Here is an 11,983-nt window from a genome sequence, read left to right on the forward strand (position 1 = left end):
GGTGCGGGGGTGGGCACCGTCCGGGTGTTCGATCCGGGCGTCGTCCGGCCCGGCGACATCACGCCCGGCGGCCTGACGTGGGCGGAGCTGGGCCTGACCCGCGAGGCGGGTGCGGTCGCGGTCGCGAGCAGGCTCACCTCCGGCGGGCGTACGCCACCCGTTCCCGCGCCGGCGGCACGGTCACGGCCGGTGGTTCGGTCGCCATCGCCCGCGCCGGAGCCGGCCCGGGCCTCCCGGGCGGTCGCCGATGCCGGCCAGCCGTCCCCACCCGTCCCCGGGTGCGAGCCACGCGGAGAGGGGGAGGTCGCGCCGGCCGTCAACGCGTTGGCGGGAGGGCCGTATCTCGGGGACGCCACAGACCGGCCCGACCTGGTGGTCCTCGCGCCGGTCGGCCCGCTGGACGGGGTGCTGGTCAACGAGCTGACCGCGCTGGGCATCCCGCACCTCCTGGCGACGGCCTTCGAGGGCCATGGCATTCTCGGCCCGCTGGTCCTGCCCGGGCAGAGCGCGTGCCTGCACTGTCTCGACCTGACCAGGCGCGACCACGACCCGGCTTGGCCTATCGTCACAGCGAGGCTGGGTGGTTATCCGCCCGGCGAGATCGCCTGCGATTCGACGCTGGCCGCCCTGGTCGCGGCCGCGGCGACCGGCCACGCGCTTGCTCATCTCGATGGCCGGGAGTCCGTTGTGACCAACGGCACAGTGGACGTAACCCCTGATTGGCGTTGGAGAAGGCGGTCGTGGACCATTCACCCGCAATGTCGTTGTATGCGAAACAATCCTTATTCGCGCAGAATGGTCATGGCATGACAACCACGACTGACGTGCTCAGGGACTGCCACGAAGGGGGGAAGCGGATCTTCCGGGGTTCGCGCATCAGTGTGAGCGATCTTCCACGCCGGGCCGTCACGCGCTCCGCCAAGTTGGCCGCCCTTCCGCTGAGTTTCGCCGGACGCACCGCCCTGGGGCTGGGCAAACGCCTCGGCGGCAAGTCCGCCGAGATCGTGGCGCAGGAGGTGCAGCAGCGTACCGCCGAGCAGGTTTTCAAGGTGCTGGGTGAGCTCAAGGGCGGCGCGATGAAGCTCGGGCAGGCGCTGTCGATCTTCGAGGCGGCACTGCCACAGGAGATCGCCGGGCCTTACCGCGCCACGCTGACCAGACTGCAGGACGCCGCTCCCCCGCTTCCCACGTCCACGGTCCACACCGTGCTCACGGAACAACTGGGTGACGACTGGCGGCAGCACTTCCTGTCGTTCGACGACCAGCCGACGGCCGCCGCCTCGATCGGCCAGGTGCACAGGGCCGTGTGGCACGACGGCCGCGACGTGGCCGTCAAAATCCAGTATCCCGGGGCGGGCAAGGCGCTGCTCGGCGACTTCGCGCAGCTGGCGCGCCTGGGCAAGGTGTTCGGCACGCTGCTGCCCGGCCTCGACATGAAGGCCGTGCTGAGCGAGCTCCGGGAGCGGATCGCCGAGGAGCTCGACTATCTGAGGGAGGCCGAGGCGCAGCACGCGTTCGCCCTGGAGTTCGACGGCGACCCCGACTTCCACGTCCCCGACGTCGTCGCGGCCAACGAGATGGTGCTGGTCAGCGAGTGGATGGACGGCACACCGCTGTCCCGGATCATCGCCGAGGGCACCAAGGAGCAGCGCGACCGGGCCGGCCTGCTGTTCGTGCGTTTCCTCTTCTGCTCCCCCGCGCGCGTCGGCATGCTGCACGCCGACCCCCACCCCGGCAACTTCCGCATGCTCGACAACGGCAAGCTCGGCGTGCTCGACTTCGGCGCGGTCAACCGCCTGCCCGACGGCTACCCCAAGTCCTTCGGCCAGCTGACCCGCATCTTCAACCAGGGCGACATGGACACCGTCATGCGGGGCCTGCGCCGGGAGGGCTTCATCCGCGACGACATCGAGATCGACCCCGACGCTTTGCGGGCCTTCCTCGCGCCCTATGTCGAGCCGACCGCGGTGGAGGAGTTCACGTTCAGCAGGGAGTGGTTGCAGGCGCAGGTCGCCAGCGTCACGGATCTCCGCCCCACCAACGTGGTCCGCCAGCTCAACCTGCCGACGTCGTACGTGCTCATCCACCGGGTGCATGCGGCGGGTGTGGGCGTGTTGTGCCAATTGGGCGCCACGGCACGTTTCCGCGACGAGGTGATCCGCTGGGTTCCCGGTTTCGCCGACGACCCCGACGACGAGGCCTTGGCCATCGGCTGACGACGGACCGTCCGCGCCTGGCGGGAGGTGTGCGCACGCCGCACGTGGCCTGATCGATCTCTTACGCCGCCTGCCTCGCCGGAGGGGTGCCGGGACGCGCGACTGAGCGGAGTTGGAAGATGAGAATTCGACGCTCCCTCTACCCTTACTTGACTACTGTGTGTAATGATTACAATACAGAAAGTCACCGTCTTGAGAGGATCCCATGGACCGATCCGCGCGCCTGCTAGCAGTTACCGCCCTGGTGGCAGCGGGTCTGATGTTCGCCGCCACCGCGGCGCACGCCGTCATCGATCCGGCGGCCACCCTCGGCTGCCTCACCTCGAACGTCGGCGAGCTCACCACCCTGGTCGACCCGTCGGGGCCGGGCATGACCGCCGAGATCCCCGCCACTCACTGCCTGGCCCCCTGACTGTTCCCGTGCCTTGAAGTGGGAGGCACGGGCGAGATCGTGACGAGTGGTCCGGCTGCCCCATCGGATCGCTCGGCGCGCGCGAGGCACGACGCCCCACACCCCTGCTGCAGGCGTCCGACATCCTGCTTCGCGATCCGGCAGAGCTGCCCAGCGGCGCCGTCCCGCGAGATCCGACCGTCCGCACGGATCACCCGGGAGGCCTCCGCTGGGCAGCTCGTCATTGACCGGTGAGGTTCGCGCCGGGGGCATCGTGTGAACTCTTTCCCGGAGCGACGTGGTCTGTGAGCAGACACGGGTCCGTTGGTTGCGGGTGACGCGGATTCCCTCCGCCCACGCGTTTGCGTGCGGCTGCTCGCCCGGCGGGTCCGGCACGGGTTCGCCGGAGTTCGTGGCAGCGGTTGTGCCTGGTGCTTCGGGGTTGAGGTGTGGGGGCGTCGTGCGTACCGGCTTGATGGTTCTTGCCGGAGGAAAGGGAGAGCCGGGCGCTGGCGCGCCCGGCTCTTGGACTGTTCGGCTCCAAGGGGGAGATCCTGCGTCGGCGGCAGGACCTCCCCGATCAGAACGGGTGGCTCATGGCCTTGCGGAGGCGGTCGTTCGCCCGCCTGACCCTGCGCCGTGCCCGCTGCACGCGAAGGACACGCGCTATGAGGCGTTGCTCCTCCGCCTCACGATGGAGCGATTGTATTCGGTCATTGACCAGGTCATGGATGAGATCCGGCACTGCGAGGCTCCTCGTCGACTGAGTGATCATCGTTTTTCGCTTTCTTACTCGTGGGTGCGGTGGTTCAGGCAGCGACCGGGTGCTTGCGCGGACGCCCACGCGGACGCTTGCGAGGAATGATGGTTCCCCTGAGGATGAGCTCGCCGCCCCAGACGCCCCACGGCTCCTCGCGCTCGAGCGCACGAGCCAGGCAGGCCTTCTGGATCGGGCAGCCGCCGCAGAGAGCCTTCGCGAACTCCACGTCCTCCGGCGACTCGGCGAACCACAGGTCAGGGTCGGTACGACAGGGGATTTCGGCTTCGTCGATCAGGTCCATGATCGTCTTCGCCCCCATCTGCTTTCTCCTTTGATCGATCTTTGATCTTGTTCGGGCACCTCGTGGGTGGTCGGGGGATCACGGACAAACAAAAAGACCGCGGATCCTGTCTGCGGATCCGCGGCCTGGTCGGTCTTCCCGGTCAGGTTATGACCGGGGTATCCCGCCAGGGATGCGGACCGCGCAGTCCACCCTTGGTGAGCTGGTTGGCCGGCAGTTCGATACGAGCGGTGTAGACAGGGGCTCCCTGTGCAGCAGCGGCGGCACCGAAGTGGGCGTGCGCATAGGCGGCGGCCTGACTACGGACAGACTTCTCCTGCCGGGACTGCGTGGGACCATCAACGAGTCTCACCGCGTCACGGCATGCGGAGGCGAGCCACTTCGTGGCTGGCATCTTGATGCTGATCACAGTGACTCTCCTCCCTCTGAGATCGTCTGAGCAGGACTGCCCGACTCGCTTGACCAAGACCCTAAACCGGGAACGCAGGAACCGGCAACATATTTTCTACCTGCGATTTCGTTACATTCGACAGGCTTCTCGGCCACCGACGGACAGATGGTCCGCGCCTACTTCGTACGGCGGATCATCGCCTCCTGGACGACCGAGACCACAAGCTCGCCTGACGCGTTGAACATCTCACCCCGCGCGAGGCCCCGCGCCCGCCCCGACCATGGGGACTCCTGTGCGTACAGCAGCCAGTCGTCGGCCCGGAACGGCCCGTGGAACCACATGGCGTGATCCAGTGAGGCGCCCACGATGTCCGAGGCTCCCCACGCCATGCCGTGCGCCAGCAGTATCGTGTCGACCAGGGTGAAGTCGGAGGCGTACGCGGCCAGCACGACGTGCAGCAGCGGATCGTCGGGCAACTCGGCGTCGTAGCGGAACCACACGTTCGTCTCGGCGCTGCGCAGCTCCGGATTCCGGTACGCCTCCCAGGTGAGCGGCGAGGCGTACCGCGCGTCGACCGGGCGCGGGCGCGACAACCAGTCGCGCAGGTCAGGGTGATCAGCGACCAGCTCGTGCATCCTGTCGTGGAACGAGGGCAGCGTCGCGGGATCCGGCACCACCGGCATCACGGACGCCTGGTGTGTCACCCCCTCCTCGGCCACGTGGAACGACGCCGACATCGTGAAGATCGCCTTGCCGTGCTGGACCGCCACGATGCGGCGCGTGGTGAACGAACGGCCGTCGCGGAGTCGGTCGACGTTGTAGACGATCGGGATGGACGGGTCGCCCGGGCGGATGAAGTAGGCGTGAAGGGAGTGCACGTTGCGGTCTTCGGGCACCGTACGGCCGGCCGCCACCAGGGCCTGGGCCGCGACCTGGCCGCCGAAGACCCGCTGAATGCGCTCTTCCGGGCTTCTCCCCCGGAAGATGTCCAGCTCGATCTGCTCCAGGTCGAGCAGGTCCAGCAACTCCTTCAGCGCCTCGTTCACGTGTCGGTCCCCTTCGTTCTCCGGTGATGGGACAAGTGTGACGTGCCGCTTGGTCCAGGCCACAGGTGGGTCTGGCTTGTCTGATGATCCCTGGCCGGGGTTTCGCCGGGGTTACGGGTAGCGGGCATCTCGGACGCTTCGCCGATCGGGCCTCGGTGTCGGAGTCACTTCAACCAGGTGGCGTGCGCGGGAACGGCGCCGCTTCTTCCTGGGGTGGTGGTCATGTCCGGTCGGGGCTGGGCGTGTTCTCTCACGGTCCTGCGCCGATCGGCCGGTGCTGCCGGTGCGGGCCTGTGATGCCCGATGTCTGTCCGTGGTTCGGGCGCCGAGTGCTCAGTGGGGCGAGGGCGGTGGTCGGTGTCGGAGTGCTCGACCAGCGCGCCCTGCTGACACGTGGCGCGGTTTCTGGCGCTGAGGGCACCCGCCTCTGCGCCTGGCCGCCGACGCGGTGGGCGGGGCGTCATGCCGGCATGGTCGGCGGCCCCGTGCCGTGGCGGGCTGTTCGCGTGTTCGGGTTGCCGTCCATGGTGTGGTCGCTGGTCAGGCGGTGGCGATCTCCACGTGGGGGGTGTGGTTGCCGGACAGGAATGCCGCGAGCGCCTTCCCCTCGTCGGCGACGGCGTCGCGGTCGGCCCGGGAAAGGGGGAGCAGGGGCGTGACGTGCACGGTGGTGTCCTTGACGGTCCAGGTCGCGGCGACCCGGCCGTCTACCAGGACGACACGTTCCCCGGCCACGGACAGCCCGCGGTGGGCGTCGTCGACGATGCGGCTGCGGTCGTGGTAGCCGAGCAGCGCGTTGTCGAAGGCAGGCAGAAACCGGACCGGGGCCGGTGTGCCGGGGTCGGGGCGCGGCGCGTCGGGAAGGTCCAGGAGTTCCCGGCCCTTCTCGTCGCGGAAGGTGATCAGCTCGCCGCGTATCGCGGCGACGGCTGCGGGCAGTCCGGACAGGCCGGACCATGCGCGCAGGTCGGCGGTGGCGGCGGGGCCGAACGCGGCGAGGTAGCGGCGTACGAGGGATCGGCCCGCCGGATCGGAGCCGTCCGTGGCGGGCGGTTCGATGTCGCGGCCCACCCAGGAGGCAAGGAGTACGTTGCGCGCTCCCGCCTTCTCGCGCCATAACCCGCGCGGCGGGACCTGCACCATCGGGATGAGTGCGGCGACCAGCAACTCGCCCAGCGGTCGCGGCCCCGGCTCCGGCCAGCGGTCGGCGACCGCCCGCGCGAGCTCGGACATCGTACGGGGCCGTCCGTCGGCCATCACCTCGAGGCCCGCCGCGGCGAGTGCGTCGAGGTCGACCCCGGCGAGTTCGCGGCGGTACGTTCCGAGCACCCGCTGGCGCAGCATGGCGTTGTGGCGGGCCCGCCAGGCCAGGACGTCCTCGGCGGTCATCAGGTGGACGGTGCGGCGCATGAGATGGGTGCGCACCACGCTGCGACGTACCAGCAGGTCGGAGAGCACCGCCGGGTCGAAGGCGCGCAGGCGCGACCAGAGCCCGGCGAACGGCTCCTGCGGTTCCTGGGCCTGCAGGCCGCACAGGTGCCCGACCGCCTCCAGGACCGGGAGGTCGGCGCGGTCGAGCAGCAACTGCCGGGCCAGCGTCGCGCGGTTGAGCGCCCTGGTGTCGAGAACGGTCATCGGATCACCATGCCGCGACGCGCTCCCCGGCTGGTTCGGGGGGCGTCGAGCGGTCGGAGGTGGTTTTCGGAAGTCATGGTCTGGTCCCATCGAGTACGTCGAGGTGGTCCATGGTGCTTTCCGGGCGGCTGCCACGCGAGGCGTCGGCCCTGTCGTTCGGTTCCTGGGACCAGCGTCGCAGGAGTGGCGGACAGGATGTGGCCGCTGCCGCTGTCCGGCCCACGATCGTTGCGCCGTACCCGTCGAAGGAGGACGGCGGAGCGGGCGAGGACTTCCGACCGGCGGCTGGGAGGGCCCAGGCCGCGGGTGTGGTGCGGGCCGCCCCCAAGGGTTCAGGGGGCGCGGACGTACGCGGCCGGGGCGCCTGCTTCGACGCCCACGGCCAGGCGCATCCGGTGCAGGCGGAACGCGTTGGTCACCGCCGACGCCTCCAGATCCACGTCCGGGCAGCCGCCCACGCGAGGGGCGGGCACGCCGTCGATCCGCCGGCCGCCATCACCGTCGCCGTCCAGGACGGTGTGCCGGGACCCGGCCGCCGGCCGGCTCCTGATCTCCGCCCGCCGGGTGCCCAGTCACGGTCCACCTCGATCGCGTAGTCGACGGCCCAGGTCAGGCCGTCCTCGGCGGCCGTCGTGCAGCCCTCGATGCGGTGCCCGCCGCCGCCCGCCTGACGGAAATAGGCCACCTCGAAGCCGGTGCGTGCGCCGAGGTGCCGCCAGGCGGCGGTCTCCGGGGCGGTGCGAAGGTCATGGACATGAGTGTGTCAGCTGCCGGCGACCGGAGCGGGATGGTCACGAGTGGCGGCAGAGGGCGAGGACGGCTTCGCCGTACCGGTCGAACTTGACCTTGCCGATGCCCGTGATCGACAGCAGTTCCTGTTCCGTCTCGGGTGCTCGTTCCGCGATCGCCTGGAGGGTGACGTCCGTGAAGACGACGTACGGCGGGATCTTGGCTTCCTTGGCCGTGGCCGTACGCCAGGCCTTGAGACGTTCGAGGAGGGCCTCGTCGTAGTCGGCGGGGCAGGTGGAGCAGCGGCCGAGTTTCTGTTCGGCGGCGGCCACCAGCGTTTTGGCGCAGACGCGGCAGCTGACCGGCGCGGCCACCTGGCGGCGTTCGCGGGACGGCGGGGTGAGGCGGGCCGGGGAGGAGGAACGGCCGGTGAGGCCGTCGAGGAACCGGGAGGGGCGGCGGCTCTTGCGGCCGCCCGGGGCGCGGGCGAGGGCCCAGGACAGGGAGAGGTGTTCGCGGGCGCGGGTGATGCCGACGTAGAGGAGGCGGCGTTCCTCCTCGATCTGGTCGGGGGTCTCCGCGTAGATGATGGGCATCATGCCGTCGGTCAGGCCGACGAGGAACACGGCGTCCCATTCCAGGCCCTTGGCGGCGTGGAGCGAGGCGAGGGTGACGCCCTCGACGGGCGGGGCGTGCTGCTCGGAGGCGCGGCGTTCGAGCTCGGCCACGAAGGTGGGCAGGTCGGCGCCCTCGGCGGCCATGTCCTCGGCGAGGTCGGCCACGGCTTTCAGCGACTCCCACTTCTCCCGGGCCTTGCCGCCTCCTGAGGGAGGTGCGGGAGTCAGGCCGATGCCGGCGAGGATGTGGTGGACCTCGGAGGCCAGGGGTTCGCCCGCGGCGGAGCGGGCCGCGCCGCGCAGCAGGACGACCGCCTGGCGGACCTCGGGCCGTTCGAAGAAGCGTTCGGCTCCGCGCAGAACGTAGGGGATCTCGGCCTTGGACAGGGCCTCCTCGTAGGCCTCGGACTGGGAGTTGACGCGGAAGAGCACGGCGATCTCGCGCGAGGGCACGCCTTTGTCGAGGAGCTTTCTGATGGCTCTGGCCACGCCCGCGGCCTCGGCGGGCTCGTCGTCGTGGTCGGCGAAGGCCGGTTTCGGACCGTCGGGACGCTGGGCGAGGAGTTCGAGGCGGTGAGGGGTCCTGCCCTTGGCGATGACGAGGTTGGCCAGGTCGACCACCTGGGGGGTGGAGCGGTAGTCGCGCACCAGCTTGACGACGGCGGCCTCCGGGTGCTCGACCGCGAACCCGGTGAGGTAGCGAGGGCTGGCGCCGGTGAAGGAGTAGATCGTCTGGTTGGGGTCGCCGACCACGCAGATGTCGTCGCGCCCGCCGAGCCAGGTGTCGAGCAGGAGCTTCTGCAGCGGGTTGACGTCCTGGTATTCGTCGACGACGAAGTAGCGGTACTGCTGGCGGATCTGGGCCGCCACCTCCTGGTGCTCGGTCATCACGGCCGCGGTCAGTTCGAGGATGGTCTCGAAGTCGACCAGGTGGCGCTCGCGCCTGATCTGTTCGTACGCGTCGTAGAGGCGGGCCACCTCCTCGGCCGGCACGGGAGGCGTACGGTGGTGTTTGGCCGCCGCCCCGACGTAGTCCTCCGGACCGATCTGGGTGACCTTGGCCCATTCGACCTCGGCGGCGATGTCCCGCAATTCGGACCGGTCGGGGTTCCTCCTGACCTGGCGGCAGGCCTCCACCAGCACCGGGAGCTTCGACTCGATGACCGAGGGCGCCTCGCCGCCGATGACGCGCGGCCAGAAGTAGGTGAGCTGGCGCAGCGCCGCCGCGTGGAAGGTGCGCGCCTGCACCCCGGGCGCGCCCAGCGCGCGCAGCCGCTGGCGCAGTTCCCCCGCCGCGCGCGTGGTGAAGGTCACAGCGAGGACGCTGCGGGCCTCCACGACGCCGCTGCGGACCGCGTACGCGATGCGGTGGGTGATCGCTCTGGTCTTGCCCGTGCCCGCGCCCGCCAGCACGCACACCGGCCCGCGTACGGCCTCGGCGACCGCCCGCTGCTCGGGATCAAGACCGATCAGAACGTCATCCACGTTGTTCACCCGTACATATTCCCAAGGAGTGGCGGCCATGCGCCTTATTCTGGCAACATGCCTGCCGGCGTATGTTCATAGCCAACAAGATGCAAACTACTGGTCTCTTCCCCCACAATGGGGCCGACCATCTGCATGGGGGAAAGGAAGACCGTGCGAACTGCGGTTTCCGTGGGTGTTCTGACGCTCGCTGCCGTTGTGGCCACACCGGTCGTCGCCGCAAATGCGACCAAGGAGCCCACACCAGGTCCTACGGTGAGTTCTCCCCTGAATCCAGACGGGCTTGGGGGCCTCGCGTTAGAAACCGTCGCGTACGGCCGCCACAAGCGCCAGAGCATGGACGTGTGGTGGACGCCCGACGGCATGGAGCGCCCGGGTGTCTTCCTGGTCCACGGCGGTTGGTGGTCCAGCGGCGACAAGAGATACATGAAGGAGATCACGCGGAGCTACGCCGAGCTCGGCTACACGGTCTTCAACCTCAACTACCGCCTGTCCGGCGACGCGGCCTGGCCGGCGCAGCGCACCGACGCGCTGGCCGCGATCGCGACGGCCCGCAAGCACGCCGACAGGTGGGCGTTCGACCCGAGCAACTACGTGGTGGTCGGCTTCTCCGCCGGCGGCCACATCGCGGCCGCCGTCGGCACCTACGGCGACGGCGTCTCCGGTCTCAAGGGCGTGGTCGGCCTGTCGCCGATCATCTCGCCGCTGCGCGCCTACGCCGACGGCGCGAAGGCCGTCGAACGCAACAAGCGCAAGCTGCGCAACGCCGCCATCCGCCTGGCGGGCGGCTGCCATCCCAAGGGCAAGTGCTCGCGCGTGTGGGCCAGCATGGAGGTGGCCTGGCACGCCAGCCGCAAGGACGCGCCGGTGCTGGCCGTGCACTCGAAGAACGAGTTTGTGCCGCCGGTGCAGAGCCAGCTGCTCAAGCAGATGCTGGGCCAGGTCGGCGTCCCCGTGACGGTTTACGCCGCGCCGGGAAGCAACCACAGCGCCCCTCTCTACCGCATGCCCGGCGTGGCCGAGCGCGTGCAGGCCTGGATCGCCGAGCGCATCGGCTAGAAGTCCGGGGATTAAGCGGCGGGGCCGCGTTGTTGCACCGAGCGCCTGTCTTCCTGACCTTGGAGGGATGTCCCAACATGGCGCTCACGATCTACAGCACCACGTGGTGCGGCCCGTGCAAGCGGCTCAAGTCTCAGCTGGCTCGCGAGGGCATCGGTTTCGACGAGGTCGACATCGAGCGTGACCCCGCCGCCGCGGAGTTCGTGATGAGCGTCAACAACGGCAATCAGGTGGTGCCGACCGTGGTGATCGACACGCCGGGCGGCCGGGTCGTGCGCACCAACCCGTCGGCCATCGAGGTCAAGGCCCTGCTCGCCCCCGCCTGATCACCAGTCGCCGGTCAGCTCGCCGCCGTACCACGTCTCGATCAGGCGGCGGGCGATCGACACCGGCGGCGGCAGACGCAGCTCGCCCGAGTCGAGCGCCCGCGTCAGCTCCTCGCGGGAGAACCAGTGCGCCTCGGCGATCTCCTCGGCGTCGGGGGTCAGGGTGGTCGTCGTGGCCTCGGCGAAGAAGCCGAGCATGAGGCTGCGCGGGAACGGCCACGGCTGGCTCCCGAGATAGCGCGGGTTGACCACGGTGATGCCGACCTCCTCCGCCACCTCGCGGGCGACGGCGGCCTCCAGCGACTCGCCGGGCTCGACGAAGCCCGCGAGGATCGACAGGCGGCCCTTCGGCCACTGCGGCCCGCGGGCGAGCAGGCAGCGGTCGTCGGGGGCGCGGATCAGCATGATCACGGCCGGGTCGACGCGCGGGAAGTGCTGGCTGGAGTCCTGCGGGCAGACGCGGATGTGGCCGCCCGCCTGGATCGTGGTGCGGGTGCCGCAGCGCGGGCAGAACTCGTGGGTTGCGTGCCAGGCCTCCAGCGCCACGGCATAGACCAGCAGGCCCGCGTCGCGGTCGCCGAGCAGGCCGCCCACCTGGCGCAGCCCGGCCGGCACAGGCACGCCCTCTGGCGTGTCGCGCAGGCTCGTCGGCACCGTCACACGGCCGTTGCCCGCGCCCTTGGGGATGCCGGGCAGCGGCGCGGCGACCGCGAAGTAGGCGGCTGCGCCTTCCGTGCCCAGCAGGTAGCGCGGCCCCGGAGGCGCGTCCTCGGTGGTGAACAACACCGCCTGCACCTCATCGCCCTGCCTGGCCACCAGGGTGTGACCGTTGTCGATCACCAGCACCCTGGTCGCCGGATCCGACCACGCCTGCTCCAGGCGGCGCTCGTCAGCCCGCAACAGCGCGGATCTGTCGATGGTGCCGCGCGCCAGGAGCAGCGGTCCGATGAGTTGCTCTTCCGCGGTCGTTCCCACAGGTCGTTCCCCTCCCGAATCCCATGTCATCCTATGACCTCGCACTTGGCGG

The 11,983-nt window shown here is 70.0% G+C and carries 11 protein-coding genes and 1 pseudogene; 5 read left to right on the plus strand and 7 right to left on the minus strand.

Going from position 1 to position 11,983, the window contains the following annotated elements; translation table 11 throughout:
* The 3 genes and pseudogenes from GUY59_RS28055 to GUY59_RS28065 form a co-directional block, all read left to right on the plus strand.
* Nucleotides 1-810, plus strand: a pseudogene (locus GUY59_RS28055) (hypothetical protein); the annotation flags it as partial.
* Nucleotides 807-2,216: an AarF/UbiB family protein gene (locus tag GUY59_RS28060; RefSeq protein ID WP_201761424.1), complete on the plus strand. Its 1,410-nt coding sequence runs from the start codon at nt 807-809 to the stop codon at nt 2,214-2,216. The pseudogene GUY59_RS28055 and the gene GUY59_RS28060, both read left to right, overlap by 4 nt.
* Nucleotides 2,217-2,421: 205 nt before the next feature.
* Entirely contained in the window at nt 2,422-2,628 is a 207-nt protein-coding gene (locus GUY59_RS28065; RefSeq protein ID WP_138201617.1) for a hypothetical protein, read from the plus strand.
* Nucleotides 2,629-3,416: 788 nt separating this feature from the next.
* Here GUY59_RS28065 and GUY59_RS28070 read toward each other — a convergent pair.
* The 6 genes from GUY59_RS28070 to GUY59_RS28095 all read right to left on the minus strand — a co-directional run bounded on the left by GUY59_RS28070 (nt 3,417) and on the right by GUY59_RS28095 (nt 9,610).
* Nucleotides 3,417-3,686, minus strand: a complete 270-nt coding sequence (locus tag GUY59_RS28070; protein ID WP_132333100.1) for a WhiB family transcriptional regulator — start codon at nt 3,684-3,686, stop codon at nt 3,417-3,419.
* Between the two features lie 124 nt (nt 3,687-3,810).
* Entirely contained in the window at nt 3,811-4,077 is a 267-nt protein-coding gene (locus tag GUY59_RS28075; protein ID WP_138201618.1) for a hypothetical protein, read from the minus strand.
* A gap of 158 nt (nt 4,078-4,235) precedes the next feature.
* On the minus strand, nt 4,236-5,105 hold the full coding sequence (locus GUY59_RS28080; protein WP_138201619.1) for an acyl-CoA thioesterase: 870 nt from the start codon (nt 5,103-5,105) through the stop codon (nt 4,236-4,238).
* 540 nt (nt 5,106-5,645) lie between these two features.
* Entirely contained in the window at nt 5,646-6,740 is a 1,095-nt protein-coding gene (locus GUY59_RS28085; RefSeq protein ID WP_138201620.1) for a winged helix DNA-binding domain-containing protein, read from the minus strand.
* A 332-nt stretch (nt 6,741-7,072) separates the two neighbouring features.
* Nucleotides 7,073-7,312 (minus strand): putative glycolipid-binding domain-containing protein, encoded by a 240-nt coding sequence (locus GUY59_RS28090; protein WP_138201621.1) that lies wholly within the window; start codon nt 7,310-7,312, stop codon nt 7,073-7,075.
* A gap of 219 nt (nt 7,313-7,531) precedes the next feature.
* Entirely contained in the window at nt 7,532-9,610 is a 2,079-nt protein-coding gene (locus tag GUY59_RS28095; protein WP_161714737.1) for an ATP-dependent DNA helicase UvrD2, read from the minus strand.
* A gap of 297 nt (nt 9,611-9,907) precedes the next feature.
* Here GUY59_RS28095 and GUY59_RS28100 point away from each other — a divergent pair, with 297 nt between their 5' ends.
* Together GUY59_RS28100 and GUY59_RS28105 are read left to right on the plus strand one after the other, a co-directional pair.
* Nucleotides 9,908-10,630 (plus strand): alpha/beta hydrolase, encoded by a 723-nt coding sequence (locus tag GUY59_RS28100; protein ID WP_236667577.1) that lies wholly within the window; start codon nt 9,908-9,910, stop codon nt 10,628-10,630.
* Between the two features lie 77 nt (nt 10,631-10,707).
* Nucleotides 10,708-10,956, plus strand: coding sequence for a glutaredoxin family protein (locus tag GUY59_RS28105; RefSeq protein ID WP_132333095.1), 249 nt, complete (start codon nt 10,708-10,710; stop codon nt 10,954-10,956).
* Here GUY59_RS28105 and nudC read toward each other — a convergent pair whose 3' ends face one another.
* Nucleotides 10,957-11,931, minus strand: a complete 975-nt coding sequence (nudC, locus tag GUY59_RS28110) for an NAD(+) diphosphatase (RefSeq protein ID WP_252374979.1) — start codon at nt 11,929-11,931, stop codon at nt 10,957-10,959.
* Nucleotides 11,932-11,983 lie beyond the last annotated feature (52 nt).

It is taken from the genome of Nonomuraea sp. K271 (assembly GCF_009908215.1).
Lineage (GTDB): Bacteria > Actinomycetota > Actinomycetes > Streptosporangiales > Streptosporangiaceae > Nonomuraea > Nonomuraea longispora.